This window comes from Streptomyces sp. NBC_01351 (assembly GCF_036237315.1).
Taxonomy (GTDB): Bacteria; Actinomycetota; Actinomycetes; order Streptomycetales; family Streptomycetaceae; genus Streptomyces.
Genome location: NZ_CP108358.1, coordinates 14,333 through 30,905, shown reverse-complemented (window position 1 = coordinate 30,905; position 16,573 = coordinate 14,333). Strand labels below are relative to the sequence as shown.

16 protein-coding genes are annotated in these 16,573 nt (G+C 72.2%); 5 read left to right on the top strand and 11 right to left on the bottom strand.

What is annotated here, in order from left to right:
- Nucleotides 1–4: 4 nt before the first annotated feature.
- The 5 genes from OG625_RS40475 to OG625_RS40455 all read right to left on the bottom strand — a co-directional run bounded on the left by OG625_RS40475 (nt 5) and on the right by OG625_RS40455 (nt 4,748).
- Entirely contained in the window at nt 5–226 is a 222-nt protein-coding gene (locus OG625_RS40475; protein ID WP_329391667.1) for an MbtH family protein, read from the bottom strand.
- A 244-nt stretch (nt 227–470) separates the two neighbouring features.
- Nucleotides 471–2,033 carry an amino acid adenylation domain-containing protein gene (locus OG625_RS40470; RefSeq protein WP_329391665.1) on the bottom strand — a complete coding sequence of 521 codons (1,563 nt, stop codon included), beginning with the start codon at nt 2,031–2,033 and terminating at the stop codon, nt 471–473.
- A gap of 386 nt (nt 2,034–2,419) precedes the next feature.
- Complete coding sequence (locus OG625_RS40465; RefSeq protein ID WP_443067939.1) at nt 2,420–3,130, bottom strand: 4'-phosphopantetheinyl transferase family protein; 711 nt, start codon at nt 3,128–3,130, stop codon at nt 2,420–2,422.
- Between the two features lie 56 nt (nt 3,131–3,186).
- A complete protein-coding gene (locus OG625_RS40460) occupies nt 3,187–4,062 on the bottom strand; it encodes an alpha/beta hydrolase (protein WP_329391661.1) in 876 nt (291 codons plus the stop codon).
- Nucleotides 4,059–4,748, bottom strand: coding sequence for a tryptophan 2,3-dioxygenase family protein (locus tag OG625_RS40455; RefSeq protein WP_329391659.1), 690 nt, complete (start codon nt 4,746–4,748; stop codon nt 4,059–4,061). Before OG625_RS40455 ends, OG625_RS40460 begins: the two co-directional genes overlap by 4 nt.
- A gap of 365 nt (nt 4,749–5,113) precedes the next feature.
- Here OG625_RS40455 and OG625_RS40450 point away from each other — a divergent pair, with 365 nt between their 5' ends.
- The 4 genes from OG625_RS40450 to OG625_RS40435 all read left to right on the top strand — a co-directional run bounded on the left by OG625_RS40450 (nt 5,114) and on the right by OG625_RS40435 (nt 9,675).
- On the top strand, nt 5,114–5,299 hold the full coding sequence (locus OG625_RS40450; RefSeq protein ID WP_329391657.1) for a hypothetical protein: 186 nt from the start codon (nt 5,114–5,116) through the stop codon (nt 5,297–5,299).
- Complete coding sequence (locus OG625_RS40445; protein ID WP_329391655.1) at nt 5,296–7,650, top strand: TOMM precursor leader peptide-binding protein; 2,355 nt, start codon at nt 5,296–5,298, stop codon at nt 7,648–7,650. Before OG625_RS40450 ends, OG625_RS40445 begins: the two co-directional genes overlap by 4 nt.
- An 83-nt stretch (nt 7,651–7,733) precedes the next feature.
- Nucleotides 7,734–8,969, top strand: a complete 1,236-nt coding sequence (locus tag OG625_RS40440; protein WP_329391652.1) for a sensor histidine kinase — start codon at nt 7,734–7,736, stop codon at nt 8,967–8,969.
- Nucleotides 8,970–9,066: 97 nt separating this feature from the next.
- Complete coding sequence (locus OG625_RS40435) at nt 9,067–9,675, top strand: response regulator transcription factor (RefSeq protein ID WP_329391651.1); 609 nt, start codon at nt 9,067–9,069, stop codon at nt 9,673–9,675.
- 91 nt (nt 9,676–9,766) lie between these two features.
- Here OG625_RS40435 and OG625_RS40430 read toward each other — a convergent pair whose 3' ends face one another.
- The 3 genes from OG625_RS40430 to OG625_RS40420 form a co-directional block, all read right to left on the bottom strand.
- Nucleotides 9,767–10,387, bottom strand: coding sequence for an NADH oxidase (locus tag OG625_RS40430; protein ID WP_329391649.1), 621 nt, complete (start codon nt 10,385–10,387; stop codon nt 9,767–9,769).
- A 107-nt stretch (nt 10,388–10,494) separates the two neighbouring features.
- Complete coding sequence (locus tag OG625_RS40425; protein WP_329391647.1) at nt 10,495–11,292, bottom strand: AfsR/SARP family transcriptional regulator; 798 nt, start codon at nt 11,290–11,292, stop codon at nt 10,495–10,497.
- A 145-nt stretch (nt 11,293–11,437) separates the two neighbouring features.
- Nucleotides 11,438–12,088 carry a TetR/AcrR family transcriptional regulator C-terminal domain-containing protein gene (locus OG625_RS40420; protein WP_443067934.1) on the bottom strand — a complete coding sequence of 217 codons (651 nt, stop codon included), beginning with the start codon at nt 12,086–12,088 and terminating at the stop codon, nt 11,438–11,440.
- A 69-nt stretch (nt 12,089–12,157) separates the two neighbouring features.
- On the opposite strand from OG625_RS40420, the gene OG625_RS40415 reads away from it, so the two are divergent.
- On the top strand, nt 12,158–13,609 hold the full coding sequence (locus OG625_RS40415; protein WP_329391645.1) for an FAD-dependent oxidoreductase: 1,452 nt from the start codon (nt 12,158–12,160) through the stop codon (nt 13,607–13,609).
- Nucleotides 13,610–13,722: 113 nt separating this feature from the next.
- Here OG625_RS40415 and OG625_RS40410 read toward each other — a convergent pair whose 3' ends face one another.
- The 3 genes from OG625_RS40410 to OG625_RS40400 all read right to left on the bottom strand — a co-directional run bounded on the left by OG625_RS40410 (nt 13,723) and on the right by OG625_RS40400 (nt 16,571).
- Entirely contained in the window at nt 13,723–15,078 is a 1,356-nt protein-coding gene (locus OG625_RS40410; protein ID WP_329391643.1) for an MFS transporter, read from the bottom strand.
- Entirely contained in the window at nt 15,075–16,187 is a 1,113-nt protein-coding gene (locus OG625_RS40405) for a hypothetical protein (RefSeq protein ID WP_329391640.1), read from the bottom strand. Before OG625_RS40405 ends, OG625_RS40410 begins: the two co-directional genes overlap by 4 nt.
- A 105-nt stretch (nt 16,188–16,292) precedes the next feature.
- The gene (locus OG625_RS40400) at nt 16,293–16,571 is read right to left on the bottom strand and encodes a hypothetical protein (RefSeq protein ID WP_329391638.1); all 279 of its coding nucleotides are present in this window, start codon (nt 16,569–16,571) and stop codon (nt 16,293–16,295) included.
- Between the last annotated feature and the right edge of the window lie 2 nt (nt 16,572–16,573).

The following is a 16,573-nucleotide window of genomic DNA, read 5'->3' as shown; positions in this document are numbered from 1 at the left end:
CCGATCAGGCGGCGGACTCGGCGGCGGCGTCCTCGCGGAGCCCGGCCGGACGCATGTCCGTCCAGTGCTCCTCGACGTAGGCGAGGGCCGCGTCCCGCGGTCCCTCGCCCAGGGCCACCGTCCAGCCCTCGGGGCGCTGGGCGAAAGCGGGCCAGAGGGAGTGCTGGCCTTCGTCGTTCACCAGCACGAGGAAGGTTCCGTCCTGGTTGTCAAAGGGGTTCGACACGTCGCTCACTCCGTCATCCGAGTCGTCATGGACGAGCTCGGGGGTGCCCTGTCGCCCAGGCCGCACTGCGGCCTGAGCGACAAGACACCCCCGGTGCCCCGCGCCGCTCCACGGCGGGGGCCGGCCCGCCCTGTGAGAATCCCGGACCGCGCTGACGGACCACTGAGCTACGTCTGACGTGCGCGGATGACCGCGTAACCCCCCAGAACGTGAATTTTTCCCGTTTACGCCCTCCCTCGCCCTCCTACCTCCCGGTCCGCGCCCGGGTCGCGCCGATGTCGGTCTTCCCGTTGGCGTTCACCACGATCTCGTCCACCAGGTGCACCGCGTTCGGCACCAGCGCCGAGGGGAGCGCCGCGGCGAGGGTCTTGCGGACCAGCGCCGCGAACTCCTGCGCGTCGGGCCGCGGCCCCTGCCCGCCGAGCCGCACGAACAGTTCCAGCGCGTCCACCGGTCCCCGCACGATGTCGAAGGCGGCGTCCGCCACCCCCGGCACGGACAGCACGTGATGGCGCAGCTCGCCCAGCTCCACCCGGTACCCGTTGACCTTCAACTGGTCGTCGCCGCGCCCGAGGTAGAGCAGCGCGCCCTCCGCCAGCAGTTCCACGGTGTCCCCGGTCCGGTACGCCCGCCCGCCGGCCGGGCCGCCCAGCTCGCCCTCGTCGAGGAACTTCCCGGCCCCCGCACCGCCGAGGTACCCGGCGGCGACCGCCCGCCCGGCGATCACCAGCTCACCGGGAGCGCCCGGCGCCACCGGACGCAGCTGCTCGTCCACCACGTACGCCCGGGTGTTCCAGGCGGGCCGGCCGATCGGCACGGTCGGGGTCGACGGCACGCTGTCGCGGTCGAAGCGGTACGCGCAGCAGCCGATGGTCGTCTCGGTCGGACCGTAGTGGTTGACCAGCCGGACCCCGTCGAGCCGGGAGCCGAGCGAGGAGATCAGCGCGGGGTCCAGCCCCTCCCCGCCGAACATCAGGAGCTTCGTCACCCGGTCGTACCGGGGCGGCTGTGCCAGCACCTCGAAGAACCGGGCGTGCGAGGGCGTCATCTTCACGAAGCTGTAAGGAGCCTCCCCGCGCTCCCCGAACAGCGTCTCCTGGTCCCAGATCCCGGCGACCGTGGTGACCGTGCGGCCCTGGGCGAGCGGCACCCACAGCGTGGTCATCGCCAGGTCGAAGCCGAGACTGCCGAAGAGCGGGCTGCCGTCGCCGGCGCCGCCCACCAGGTCGCCGCACCAGGACACGTAGTTGACGAGCGAGCCGTGCTCGACCATGACCCCCTTCGGGGTGCCGGTGGAGCCCGAGGTGAACACGACGTACGCGATGTCGTCCGCCCCCGGCAGCGCCGGCTCGGGCAGCCCGGGCGGCGCCGGCAGTTCCCGTACGTCGATCACCGGCACGGTCAGTGAGGGCAGCGTCCCGCCCCCCGCGGCCCCGTCGTGGAGCAGCGCGACCGGAGCCGCCCCCGCGAGCACGGAGGCCGTCCGCTCCCCGGGGTGGCTCGGGTCGATCGGCACGTACGCGGCCCCGAGGGCCATCACCCCCAGCGCCCCGGCGACGGCGCCGGCGGTACGGTCGGCCCACAGCGCGACCCGGTCCCCGGGCCCGGCCCCCGCCTCGGCGAGCGCGGCGGCGACGGCGAGCGCGCGCTGCCACAACTGCCGGTAGGTGACCTGCTCCGGACCCGAACGGACGGCCACGGCGTCGGGCCTGGTCCGTGCGTGGCCGCGCACGAGGTGCACGACCGATTCCGCCGCGACCGGCCGGACCTCGCCGGCGATCGAGCTGGGGTGGGCTGCTGAGACCATCGCTCCTCCTGTGGTTCGCCCCGGGCGGCTCTCCGCCGTCAGACGCGGCGCTCCGCAGGCCACTCAGCAGGCTAGGAGCCCCCACCCGCCCCGGACCACCCCCTTAAGCACCCACCAAATGTCCCCCCACCGGGCGTCGATCCAGCCCCTCGGGCGTTTGAGGAGCGGGGTACGGGGCGGAGCCCCGGATCTTTGAGCCGCACAGGCAGGCGGCGTCGGCCACATCCAGCTTCGCGCCGGGCGTCGATCCAGCCTCTCCGGCGTTTGAGGAGCGGGGTCCGGGGCGGAGCCCCGGATCCTTGAGCCGCACGGGACAGGCGGCATCAGCCAAAAATCCAGCCTCGCCGGCGTTTGAGGCGCGGGGTCCGGGGCGGAGCCCCAGGGGACTACCGGCCGCGCCCCGCCCCGAGGCCACCGCCGACGGCCACCGCCACCAGCAGCCCGCCCCCCGCCGCCCACCGCCCGCGCAGCAACTCGCCGTCCCCGTGCCGCACCCACGCCTCGAACCGCCCGCCCGCGGCCGCGGGGCCGTCGAACGACACCTCCACGTCGCGGAAGCCGAGCGGTACCCGGGCATGCGGGAACCACGCCTTGTACGCCGCCTCCTTGGCGCAGAACAACAGCCGGTCCCAGCACACCCCGCCGCCCCCGCCGCCCCCACCCCCACCGCCCGGCCAGGGCCCCGGCAGCGCTCCGCGCTCCGCCGGCGAGGCGATCGTCTCCAGGACCCCGTCCCGCAACGGCCGGTCCGGCTCCGCGTCGATCCCGAGCCGTGCCACGTCCGCCGCCCGGGCGACGGCGGCGGCCCGGTACCCCCGGGTGTGGGTCATGCTCCCCACCACCCCGTCGGGCCACCCCGGCACCCCGTCCCCGTCCGGCAGCAGCGCCACCCCGCGCGACGCATCCATCCCCGGCCCACTGCCGCCGCCGCTACCACCACGGCCGCCGTCGAGCTCGCGCAAGGCCCGGCGCGCGCAGTGCCGTACGGTGGCGAACTCCCGCCGCCGGCCCGCCGCGACCCCCGCCACCACCGCCTCCTCGGCCGGCAACAGCACGCCGTCCGGGGCGTCCCCGAAGAAATCCACGCCGACGACCACGCCGACGACCGGGCCGACGACCGGGCCGACGACCGGGCCGGACAACAGCGCCCGGATCACTCCGGGATCCCCCGGATCCGGCGGGCGACCGCCGCGCCGAGCACGGTGCCCGGCACCCCGAGGTCGAACGGCAGGTCGAAGTGGTGCCGACCGGGCACCACCAGCTCCGTCACGTCCGCCCCACCGGTCCGCGCCGCCCCGGCGAACACCTCCTGCTGCCGCCCGAACGCCCCGGTCTCCCGGACCCCCCGCGCGATCACCAGCGGCGGCAAGCCCTCGGCCCCGCCGGGCAGCCGCCGCAGCGGGCTGACCTCACGGGCCTCCACCGCGTCCATGCCGAGCGCGTCGTTGACGTACGTGTGCGTCAGCGGCTCCAGGTCGTACACGCCACTGATCAGCGTCGCGGACGCGACCTCGGCCGCCGGGTCCAGCCCCGCCGCCCGCCAGCCCTCCGCGTCCAGCAGCGCCGAGGCCACCAGGTGCGCCCCGGCGGAGTGCCCGCTCAGGTGCACCGCCGAGGGCGCGCCCGGCAGTTCGGCGCGCCCGGCGCAGATCCTCCGTACGGAGTCGGCCGCCATCGCGGTGATCGCGCGCATCCGGTGCCGCGGCGCCAGCCCGTAGCCGAGCGCCGCGAACGACACGCCCGCCGCCACGAAGTCCGCCGCCGCGAAGGCCGCTTCGGACCTGCTGAGCTCCTGCCAGTAGCCGCCGTGCACGAAGACCATCAGCGGTGCCCCCGGTTCGGCCGCCGGGAACAGGTCGATCCGCTGCTCCGGCAGCGGCCCGCACGGAAGGTCCCGGTGCACCCGCAGGGTCTCCCGGGCCCGCGCGCTGTCGGCCGCGTACCGCGCCAGATGGGCGTCGAGGTCGGGTACGAGCGAACTCGGCGAATAGTCGACGTCGGGCCCGCCAGTCGCCCCGGCCTTGCTCACGCCAGCTCCGCCCACACCTCGGGCAGCACCCGCCGGCGAGCTGCCATCCACAGGTACGAGGCCCCGTCGGAGCCCGCCGTACCGGTGCTGCCGCCCAGGAACCGCTCGGCGAGCACGGCGTGCCGGGCCCGCCACATCGCCATCGCCTCGTCGAAGTCGAGCAGCACCCGCCGCGCCGCGTCCGCGCTCTCCCGCTCCGGGCCGCCGGCCACGTAGTCGTGCCAGGCCTCCTGCACGGACCGCTCCTCCAGCCGGCCGCGCAGCCGGTCGCGCTCGACCGGGCTGAAACCGGCGGTGTTCAGGAAGCGGGTGTCGCGCAGCCCGCACAGGAACTCGATCTCCCGGAACTGCGCGGACTGGAATCCACTGGCCTCGCCGAGCGCGGTCCGTATCGCCTCGAAGCCCGTCGGGGTGAGCGTGGCCAGTCCGTCGAACTGCCCCACGAGCGTACGGAAGATGATCGGCAGCGGGGCCGCCCGGCGGGCCGCCAGGAAGCCGTCGCCCGCGTCCAGGGCCGCCCGCACGTCCTCCAGGTGTCGCAGCACCACGGCGAAGAAGATCTCGCAGGACTGGTGCGTGGCCAGGAACAGCACCCGTTCCACGTCGTCCTCGCGTACGCGCGCGGCCTCCAGGAGTTCCTCCAGCCGCAGGATCCGGCCGTACGGAGGAGCGTCGGTGTCGTTCACGTGGACCTACTTCCTCGCAGGGCGGGGCGCCACTGCGAATACCAAGGGGGAGGGGAGTGGGCATGGGAAGGGGAGCATCCGAATTGGAATTGCGAGCGTATTGACCGGGTACGCGGGCAACATCGTCATCAAGCACTCACTTAAAGGCCCGCCGAGGCCGACGAGGGCCCCCGGAGGCCCGCTGCAGGGGCGGCGGAGGGGCGCTGTAAGGGCCTTGTAAGGGCGGCGCGGAGCGCGCCGCCGGGGCTATGTGAAAACTTCATCTCGCGGTGGTGAGCCCGGCACTGTCAGGCCTCAGTAGTTCCTCGCAGAATCGTCGGTGAACGGACAGGAACCCGCTCGACGACGCAGAGGGATCTCACGCCATGACCAGCATTTCGGCCGGCGCCCGTATCACCACCCACCTGACCGCCCCCGGCCGCTCGGCGAGACGGGGCCTGGTGATCCAGAATCTTGATGTCCTGCCCGACAACGCGCTCGTGGCGGACTGGTGCATCATCGCGCCCTCGGCGGACACGGCGGCTCCGAGCGCCGGACGGCTGGGAGCATGACCCCTGCCGGGAACGAGCGGCCGACCGAGCCGCTGGCGTGCGAGGACGCACTGGTGGGCTTCAAGTCCCACCTGCGGCCGACGGTCGTACCGGACGACGCCGCCTACCTGTTCTCCCGGCGCGGAGTGACCGCCCTGCACGGCAGCGAGGCGGAGGTCCTCGTACCGCTGCTCGACGGGACCCGCACCGTGGGAGCCGTCCATCGCGAGGCCTCCCGGACCCTGAGCCCCGAGGACGTCCAGGCGGCGCTCTCGGCCCTGGCCGACGCCGGGCTGATCCGCTTCACCGCTCCGCCCACCGCCGCGGGGGCGGCGGGCGGGAGCGGCCGGGTGCCGGCGCCCCGCCGGGCGGAGGCCGAGGCCTACTGGGACCTGGCCGGGCTGGACGGCAGCCGGGCCTCGGCCGACCTGGCGCGGTCGGCCGTCATGATCGAGGCGCTCCCCGGTGTGGACCCGGCGCCGGTGGCTGCCGCCTGCGGCGAATCCGGTATCACGGTCACCGCGGACCCGTGCGCCGCCGGCCTCGCCCTCGTCCTCTGCGACGACTACCTCTCGCCGGAACTGGCCGCCGTGGACGCCGCGCACCGCGCCGAAGGCCGATCGTGGCTCCCGGTCAAACTGTGCGGGACGGACCCCTGGATCGGTCCGTTCTTCCTCCCCGACGACGGCCCTTGCTGGCACTGCCTCGCCGTCAGGCTGCGCGGTCACCGCCACTCCGAGATCCCGGTCCGGCAGGCACTCGGCCTGGCCGGCCCGGTCCCGCGTCCGGCCGCCGGGCTGGCCGCGGGGACGGCCCTGGCGGCGAACCTGGCCGTCCTGGAGAGCGCGAAGTGGCTGGCCGGGCTGCGCCATCCCGAGCAGGGACACATACAGACGCTGGACACGCTCCGGCTGAGGACCGCCACGCACGCCGTGAGCCGGCGCCCGCAATGCGCCGGCTGCGGGGACCCCGGCCTCGTGGCCCGCCGGGTCATGGCCCCCTTCGCCCCCGTCTCGCGCCCCAAGACCGCGGCGACCGGAGGCGGGGACCGTGCCCTGACCGCCGCGCAGATGCTGCGGACGTACGGACATCTCGTGGACCCGGTGGCCGGAGTGGTCAAGGAGTTACGGAGGGCCCCCGGCGCCCCGGACTTCGCCACTTCCTACATCTCCGGACCCAACCTGGCGATGGAGGCGGCTTCCTTCGCCGGCCTGAGCACCGGTATGCGCGCACTCAACGGCGGCAAGGGCCTCACCGACGAGGAAGCGCGCACCAGCGCGCTGTGCGAGGCGGTCGAGCGCTACAGCGGCACCCGGCACGGAGACGAGCCCGTCGTACGGGACTCCCTGCGCGGCCTGGGCGCGGCCGCCGTGCACCCCAACACCTGCCAGCTGTACGACAGCCGCCAGTACGCGCAGCGGGACTACTGGAACGCGCAGCACTCCCGCTTCCACTACGTCTCCACCCCCTTCGACGAGGACCGGCCCACCGAGTGGACCCCGGTGTGGTCGCTCACCGAGGGCGTCCAGCGGCTGCTGCCCACCTCGATGCTGTACTTCGGCCGGGGCGCCGCGCAGGGAACGGGCCTTGCCGGGGACGGCCTGCTGGCCGACTCCAACGGCAACGCGGCGGGCAGCAGCCCCGAGGACGCCCTGGTGCAGGGGTTCCTGGAACTGGTGGAGCGGGACGCGGTGGCCCTGTGGTGGTACAACCGCACGCGCCAGCCGGAGGTCGATCTGACGGCCTTCGCCGAGGAGTGGATCGAGCGGGTGCTCGACGGATACCTCCGGATCAACCGGGAGGTGTGGGTCCTGGACCTCACCTCGGACCTGGGCATCCCGGTGATGGCCGCGCTCTCGCGGCGCACCGACAAGCCGGACCAGGACGTGGTGTTCGGCTTCGGAGCGCACTTCGACCCCCGGGTCGCGCTGCGCCGCGCGCTGGGGGAGATGGGACAGCTGCTGCCCGCCGTGTCCGACGTAGGACCGGACGGCTCGGGCTACCGGATCACCGATCCGGAGCCGCTTTCCTGGTGGCATCTGGCGACCACGGCCAACCAGCCCTATCTCGCACCCGATCCCGCGGTGCGGCCCCGGACCCCGGCGGACTGGCAGACGGTGCGCAACGGCGATCTGCTGGATGACGTGCACATGATTACGGAACTGGTCCGGGGAAAAGGGATGGACCTGCTGATCTTGGATCAAAGCCGCCCGGATTTGAGACTTCCAGTTGTGAAAGTAATCGTTCCGGGGCTGCGCCACTTTTGGGCGCGATTCGCCCCCGGCCGACTTTTCGACGTACCGGTAACGCTCGGCCGATTGCCCGAGGCCACGGCATATGCCCAGCTCAACCCCATCCCGCTGTTCGTGTGAAGGCTCGATCTTTACCCCTTGAAGCCTGCCTCGCCTATGCTCACGCTGACGTTCAATCAGGGATGGGCCGAAGGGGGATTGGCATGACTCGCCGCGTTAAGAGCTCCGGTGAACTGGCGGAGGCGGTGAGGGCCGAAGGCATTCTCCGGCGAAGTCGCGACCTGCCCGCACCGCGCATGGCCCAGGTCATTCTCATCGTCGCCATCTCCTGCTACGTGGGCATCACCACGCTCAACATCATCAGGGCCGGAGTCGAAGGCCGCGGCCTCGTGTTCGCCCTGGCCTGTCTGGTCGCGGTCTTCGCACTCCAGCTCCTGCACTCCCGGCCGGGCGCGCGGTACGCGCCGACGTCCCGCAAGACCCTCACGCTCTGTGCGCAGGCCGTACTCACGTACCTCCCGCTCTTCCTGCTCAGTTCGCAGTGGGGGTCGATGGCCGGCTTCCTGGCCGGTTCCCTGCTGCTGCTCCTGCCCCCGCGGCTGGCCTGGACCCTGTACGGCCTCGTGGGCGTCAGCATGCTGATACCCGCGCTGCTGGAGGACTGGGAGGTGGTCTTCATCGTCTACGCCGTGCAGACCACCCTGCTGACCGGGCTCGTCACCTTCGGCCTGAGCCGGCTGTCGGAGCTGGTCCGTGTCCTGCACGAGAGCCGCGGTGAGCTGACCCGGGCCGCCGTCACCCGCGAACGCCTGCGGTTCGCCCGGGACCTGCACGACCTCCTCGGCTACAGCCTGTCCGCGATCCAGCTCAAGGGCGAGCTCATCGCCCGCCTGATCTCCGCCCACCCGGCCAAGGCGGAGCAGGAGATCGAAGAAGTGCTCGTCATCTCCCGCCAGTCGCTCGCCGACGTGCGCAGGGTCGCCAGCGGGTACCGGGACATGTCCCTGGAGGAGGAGATCGCCTCGGCCCGCTCGGTCCTGAGCGCCGCGGAGGTCAACGCGGTCACCGACATCCGGCTGGGTCCGGTCAGTTCACCGGTGGACACGGTCCTGGCCACCGTGCTGCGGGAGGCCGTCACCAACATCCTGCGCCACAGCCGGGCGGGCCACTGCGAGATCAGCGCGGTCGAGAAGGACGGCCTCGTAACGCTTTCAGTCACCAACGACGGAATTACCGAGGGTTACCAGGACAGCTCCCCGCACAGCGGGAGCGGCCTCGGGAACCTGGATCTCAGGGTGCGCGCGGTGGGCGGCGAACTCGTGGTCGACGAAGGCACGGGCAACCTCTTCCGGCTGGTCGCGCGCGTCCCGGCGGACGGCGACGAGGACCGCGAGACCGACGAGTCGACGGACGACGAACGGGTCGGCGTGGCCTTCTGATCCGAAGCCAATTTCCTTCTGCGTCCTAGCCGAAACAGGCCAACTTGCTATGCTCCGGCGACAAGATCGACCGCGCCGACGGGGGGAGGCTCACACGGTGATCAGAATCCTGTTGGCCGAAGACATGAACATGGTGCGCGGAGCCCTCGTGGCCCTGCTCAACCTGGAGGACGACCTGGAGGTCGTCTGCGAGCTGGAGCGCGGCGACGAGATCCTTGCCGCCGCCCTCGAAGTCAAGCCGGACATCGCGGTCATCGACATCGACCTTCCCGGACTCGACGGACTGAGCGCCGCCGTACAGATCCACGAGCAGCTCCCCGAGTGCCGCACGCTGATGCTCACCAGCCTCGGCCGCCCCGGAACCCTGCGCCGCGCCCTGGCGGCCCAGGTCTCGGGCTACCTCCTCAAGGACGACTCCCCGAAGGAACTGGCCAGCGCCATCCGCCGGGTGGTGGCCGGCCACCGGGTCATCGACTCGAACCTGGCCCTCGCCGCGTGGAGCGGTCTCGAAAGCCCGCTGACGGACCGTGAGACCGAGGTGCTGCGGATGGCGGCCCAAGGGGCCGAGGCCACCGAGATCGCGGGAGAACTCCACCTCTCGACCGGCACCGTCCGCAACTACCTGACGACCGTCGTGGCGAAACTCAACGCGCGTAACCGCGTGGACGCCATCCGCATCGCCCGGGACGCGGGCTGGCTCGTCTAGCACCGTGACCGGGAGGGTTGCCCGGCTCGGTCGCGACGACACCGGCCACCGCCCCCGGACACCGTGGGGGCGCGTGAGCCGACCAGGCGGACTACGCGCACTCGTCGGCGGCCGCGACCATCCCGGCCGCGAACAGGTACTCGATGATGTCCTCGGTCACCTTCGGCGGCAGCGGCAACGCCGCCGAAGCCGCGTCGAGCGTGGTCGGCCAGGCCAGCGTCATCGCCACCCACGCCGCCTCCGGCCGGTGCAGGACCACCCGGTGCGGCGAGTCCACCGACTCCAGCACACACCCGTCCCCCGACTCCGGCACGCTGAAGGCCACGTGCCGGGGCATCCGCACGCGGCGCGCGCCGGGCCGGCGGACCAGCAGGGACGGCGCCGCCGGCGACAGCGGGAAGACCGACAGCAGCGGCCCCTTCAGGTCGTCCACGCCGAGCGTGCGCACCACGAGGTGCGACAGCTTCCTGAGCGTCGGCAACGTGAAGAGGTACATGTCGTCGGGACCGCTCAGGGCGTTGGCCAGCAGCACCGGCCCGAGCTCCATCCGCCGCAGTACCTCGCGCACCGCCGGAGTGGGCCGGTCGAGCCGTTCCTGACCCCAGCGGCTGGTGAGCAACAGTGCGTCGCCGCCCGAACCCTCGTCGACCACCACGTCCTCGGACAGCGACCAGAGATGAACGGTTGGGGCATCCCCAGTCGTGCGCCGCATATCGCACCTCTCTTGCCGGGCGGCGGGACTCGTCGAGTATGAGGCCGGGCCGGAGTCCCACGACAGCCACTGAGTCATACAGTGACCATGAACTTTTCACGTCGCCCCTAGAGCGACGCCAGGCTCGGAACCGGCGGCTCCAGCATCGGATCGCAGCCCAGCACCGACCGGTGCAGCTCCTGCAGCCGCCGCGACGGCTCGATCCCCAACTCCTTGACGTAGGTCGAGCGCAGCCGCCGGAAGACCTCCAGCGCCCGCGACGCCCGCCCGCTGCGGTACAGCGCGACGATCAAGTGGGCGTGCAGGTTCTCCTGCAGCGGGTACAGCGAGGTCAGCCCCGTCAGCTCGCTCACCAGTCGCGTGTGCGCCCCGAGCCGCAGCTCCGCCGCGATCCTGGACTCCAGCGCGGCCAGCCGCACCTCGTCCAGCCGCAGCGCCTCGGCCCGCAGCACCCCGCCCTGCTGTACGTCGCCCAGCGCCGGGCCCCGCCACTTGGCGAGCCCGGACCTCAGCAGCTCGGCACCCCGCTCGTCGTCCCCGGTCGCCAGCGCCCGGTTCGCCTCGGTCACGGTCGCCTCGAAGTCCTGCGCGTCGACCTGGGCCACCGCGGACCCGAGCCGGTAGCCCCCGTACCCGCGGGCCACGATCTCCTTCGGATCAGCGCCACTGACCTCGGCGATGCGGTGCCGCAGGTGCTTCACGTACGTCTGCACCGCGGCCGCCGGCCCACTGGGCGGGCACCCGCCCCACAGCTCCTCGACGATCGCGCCCATCCCCACCTCGCGTCCCAGGTTCACGGACAGCAGCGCGAGCAGCCCGCGCTGCTTCGCGGCACTGGGTACGACGGACCTGCCGTCGACCGTGATGACGAGAGGCCCCAACAGCCCGATTTCCAGCCGCTCCATTGCCCACTCCCTTCGATGACCCTCCCTCAGGCTCGCACCCGCACCCCACGGCAGGACAGTTACGCCGACACCAGTCGGCCGTGACCTGGAGACCCCCGCCCCATGAGAACTTCACACCCCGCCCCAGCCGGCTCCGGGCGCCAGATCACCCGACCCGGTAGCGCGCCTCGATCCCCGCGATCACCAGGGCCAGACCCTCCTCGAAGCCCTCGTCGTAGTTCTGGAAGAGGTCGGGGCCGGCAGCCGCGGCGAGCGGGAAGGCGGCCATCCGCGCGGCGCGTTCGTCGACGTCGTAGCCCTCCCTGCGGTCACCCGGGAGCGGCTCGACACCCTGCTCCTCGGTGACGAACCCGAGGGTGAAGAAGTACGCGGTGGACGTGGCCCGGACCGCCTGCGGCAGCGTGAAGCCCGCCTCGACGAGCATCCCGAGGCTCGCTTCCAACTGGATCGCGTGCTCGGTGCCCGTGAAGCGGGAGCCGCTGAAGACCTTCGCCCCGTCGCGGTAGCCGAGCAGCGCCGCGCGCAGAGCGCGGTTGCCGGCCGCGAGCCGTTCCTGCCAGCCGGCGCCCGACGCGAGGTCCGGTCCCGCGGTCATCCGGCGGTACATCTCGGTGGCCATCTCGTCGAGCAGCTCCTGCTTGCCCTCGAAATGCCAGTACAGGGCCGGTGCCTGGACCTCCAGGTCCCTGGCGATGGCCCGCAACGTCAGCCCCTCCAGCCCGACCTCGTTCAGCAGCCGCAGCGCCGCGTCCACGACCTGCTTCTTGTCCAGCTTGGGAGCTCTCCGGGCCATCACGCTTGACAGTTTAACACCGTTAAGGAGATCCTTCCGGAGGGCAACTTAACAACGTTAAGGAGATGTTTCATGCAGCACACGCATGCACTCGACGCACGCGACGCACTCGACGAACGGGACGTACTGATCGTCGGAGCAGGCCCCACGGGCCTCACCCTCGCCGTGGACCTGGCCCGCCGCGGAGTGAGCGCGCTCGTGGTGGAGCGCGCGGACGGCCTCTTCCCCGGCTCGCGCGGCAAGGGCATCCAGCCCCGCACCCGAGAGGTCTTCGACGACCTCGGCGTGGGCGAGGCGATCCGGGCGGCCGGCGGCCCGTACCCGGTCGGCATGATCTGGCAGGACGGCCGCCGCCGGGGCGAACACCGGATGTTCGACGCGAGCGACGAGGGCAGCGAGGACTCCCCGTACCGCGAGCCCTGGATGGTCCCCCAGTGGCGAACCCAGGAGATCCTCGCCGCCCGCCTCACGGAACTCGGCGGCGACATCGCCTTCGCCCGCGAACTGACCGGCCTCGACCAGGACCCGGACGGTGTCACGGCCACCTTCACCTCGGGCCCGCCCGTCCGGGCCCGCTACGCCGTCGCCGCCGACGGAGGCCGCTCCACCGTCCGGCGCGCACTCGGCATCACCATGACCGGCGAGCTCATCGACCCGGCCCCGATGCTGGTGGCCGACGTCCGCATCGACAACCTCGACCGCGACAACTGGCACATCTTCCCTCCCTCCGACACCACGGGCTTCCTCGCGATCTGCCCTCTCGCAGGGACGGAAGACTTCCAGCTGACGGCCCAACTCCCACGAACCACCGAGGACGTGGACCCCTCCCTCGACACCGTCCGCGAGCTCATCGCCGCCCGCTCGCACCTCGGCCCCGACGACGTGACCTCCGTGAGCTGGGCCTCGGACTTCCGCCCCAGGGCCGCCCTGGCCGACCGCTTCCGCGCCGGACGCGTCTTCCTCGCCGGAGACGCCGCGCACGTCCACTCGCCCGCCGGCGGCCAAGGCCTCAACACCAGCGTCCAGGACGCGTACAACCTGGGCTGGAAACTGGGCGCGGTCCTGCAAGGCCTCGCCCCCGCGTCCCTCCTCGACACCTACGAGGAAGAACGCCGCCCCATCGCCGCCGACATGCTCGGCCTCTCCACCCGCGTCCACCGCGGCGAGACCCGCCGGGGCGAAGCCACCCAACAGCTCAACCTCGGCTACCGCACCTCTTCCCTCTCCCTCGACACCCGTACGAACCTCCCCGACGACGCCCTCCGCGCGGGCGACCGCGCCCCGGACGGCCTCCACGGAGTCCGCCTCTTTGACGAGTTCCGCGGCCCCCACTGGACCCTCCTCGCCGTCGGCGCACCCGCATCGGCGGCCCTCCCGCCACTCCCCGCCGTCCACACGGTGCGCATCCCCTCCCACAAGACCTACGGGGACGGCCTCTTCCTCATCCGCCCCGACGGCTACATCGGCTGGGCCGGCGACTCACCCACCCACCTGCACCCCTACCTCTCGCGCACCGGATCCTGACCCCCACGCACGGTTGCGCTTGGGGTGAGCGCGATCCGGGAATCCCACTCCCGGGCGGGACAAGGGGATCGCGCCTCGAACAGCCCCGGCGTCGACTGACGCAGGGCGGGCGCTCAGTCCGTCGAGGGGTGCTCCGGGTGCAGCGGTGTGCGAGTGAGGCCCGTGTGGTCCTGCGTGCCGAAGGTGGACCACAGTGCGGCGCTGAGCACGAGCAGGCCGCCGAAGGCGAGGTACACGACAGCCCCGCCGAACCGGTCGAAGAGGAAACCGGTGGCCAGGATGGCGGCCGCGCTGACGATCCGGATGACGGCGTCGAGCAGCCCGAACCAGGTACCCAGCAGCTTCGACGGCGCGCGCAGCTGAATGAGGAGCCCGGCCGACCGCAGGTACACGGTGAAGCCGAGCCCGAACAGGACCAGCCCGGCCGCGAGGACCCACTGGTCGTGGCCGAGCAGCGCCGCCACGAGGGTTCCGGCGCCGGCGAGGGCCGGGGCCCAGCGCAGGCTGCCCCGGATGCCGTCGGGCCCCGCCTTCGCGACGACGAGACCTCCGACGACGGCGCCGACGGTCGAGAAGACCAGGAAGACACCGGCGCGGGCCGCCGACATGTGGTGGGTCTCGCGCATCAGGGAGAGCAACGAGAGGACGACCGTGGAGAGGCAGAGCACGGTCAGCGCGTGGAAGAGGGCGAACCGGCGCCAGGACCGGCTGTTCGTGATGGTCCTGGCCACGGTGCGACGGGACGGCAGGACGGCGGAGCCCCCGTCCTGTTCATCCGTCGCGTCGGCCTCCCCGGCACCCCCGGCGGCGGCAGCGCCGTCGACCGCGGCGGGCCGTCGCGCCGCGACCGCGGCGAACACGGCGAACACGGCGAGGGCGAGCACCTGCAGGGCCGCCGCGACCAGCAGCGCCCGCGAGCCCGGCATGAGCGTGATGACGAGGCCCGCGACGACGGGCGAGAGCAGTTCGCAGCTCGACCGGATGCTCCCGGCGATGCCCTGCACACGAACCAGGCTCTTGGCGTCGAGCACCCTCGGCAGCAGCACGAACAGCGCCATCTCCCCGACGTGGTGCACGAGGTCGACGGTCGCGGCCGCGACGACGATGGCCCACAGGTGCGAGGACAGGAACGACGAGCCGACCCCGATGAGCGCGAAGACACCGATCTTGATCAGGTACGACACGACCAGGACGGTCTTCGGGTTCCCCCGGTCCAGCAGGGGACCGGCCGCGACGGAGGCCACCACCTCGACGCCGTAGCCCACGCAGTAGACCAGACCCACCGTGCTGACCAGCCCGGACAGGTCCAGCGCCAGGTTGGCGAAGGCGATGTCGTAGATGCCCTCGCTCATCGAGCGGACCAGGACGAGGACACCGAAGACCGCGATGAGCAGGGTCAGCCGGCGCGACGCCGCGGGCGGCGCGGTGGGTCCGGCTTCCGTTTCCGTCTTCTGCTGCGCAGTGGTCACTGGTACGCCAGCTCCCGTACGACCTCGTCCGCGAGCGCGGCACCGGGGGCGTCGAAGGTCGGGAGGGAACCGCCGTCGGGTACGGGGACGAAGAGCTCCGGCATCCGGGCGCTCGCGCCGTGGACCTCGTACTCGACCCGGTAGTGCAGGGTGCCGCTGCCCCGGGCCCGCAGGAGCACACCCGGCTCGATCGTCAGCACCACCCGCGGATCCCGAGGGAAGGGAAGCACCTCCACGGCTCCGAACGTCGGGGAGTCCGCACGCCGGTCGATGAGTTGGAGTTCCATCTCGGGATTGTCGTACAGCAGCGGCGACAGCTTGAGCGTGAGATTGGGATGCGCGCTGAAATACCGCGGCCAGGCGGCCGGAACGTCAAGGACCATCGTGTCGGCCAGCCCGTTGTCGACGTTCGAGCCGGTGCCGTACGAGTCGTCGCGGATGGACTGGTAGGAACCGACGCCCGCGGTGACCGTCGCGAGCTCCGACCGCACCACCTCGGGCTGCTGACCGGCCAGATCCCGGTCGATGAAGTAGCGGTGCAGCTCGCCCCCGATCTCCGCGGCGGCGACGACGCCCTGCTCCGTCGCCCCGCCGAGCCAGCTGCGCGAGACGGCCTTGGAGATCAGGAACTGGGCGGGGGTGGGCAGTTCCACGGTGTTCGCGGTGACCTGCGGGCGCGCCCGGTCCATCGCCGCGACGGCGTACGTGGCGTTGTCGTCGAACGGGGTCCACCGCGTGGACGGGTCCGCCGGTGCGTGCAGCGAGTAGTCGTTGCGGGTGGTCACGCTGCCGAGCCGCTCGAACCAGTGGGCGTACCCGGGCGGGACGGCCAGCACGCACGACCCGTCCGCCGGCACGTCGACCTGCAGCTTGCGGTCGTACTCCGGCGAGTCCGAGCGGCAGTCGTACATGTGCACGGTGACCGGTTCGGAGCCCGCGGGGCCGTAGAAGCTGAGGCGGTCGTACTGCCCGCGGTGGACGGCGTACTCCTCGTAGGCGAAGTGCGGGCTGTGGACCATGTAGTGGTGGGGCCGGTCGTTGCGGGACGACCTGATGCGCCGCGCTCCCGGGAGGCCTGAGCCGGTACCCGTGGTGCGGGTCTTGGTCATGATCAGATGCGGCTTGGGGAGAGCGGACACGTCCGGCCTTTCTTCTCGACGCATGGGGGCGGGTACACCGCCGGGTGCACCCGCCCCTCAGGACTGCGGGCTTGCTCAGATCGTGGTGACGACGACGCCGTCCGGGAGCGCGGCCTTGAACTCCTCGATGTCACCGAAGGCGCGGGAGGTGATCTGCTCCTCGGTGTCCGCGTCGATCATCGCCATGGCGATCTTGCCGAGGATGCTGCGGAAGTACTCCGGGGTCTCGAAGTACGGCTCCAGCGCGGAGCTCAGGCTCTCCAGGGCGGCGCGGGCGGCGGGGTCGGAGACGTCACCGGCCATGGCGGCGAGCTCGTTCTTCCACGCGGTGGTCTCGGTCGTGGTGATGGACATGG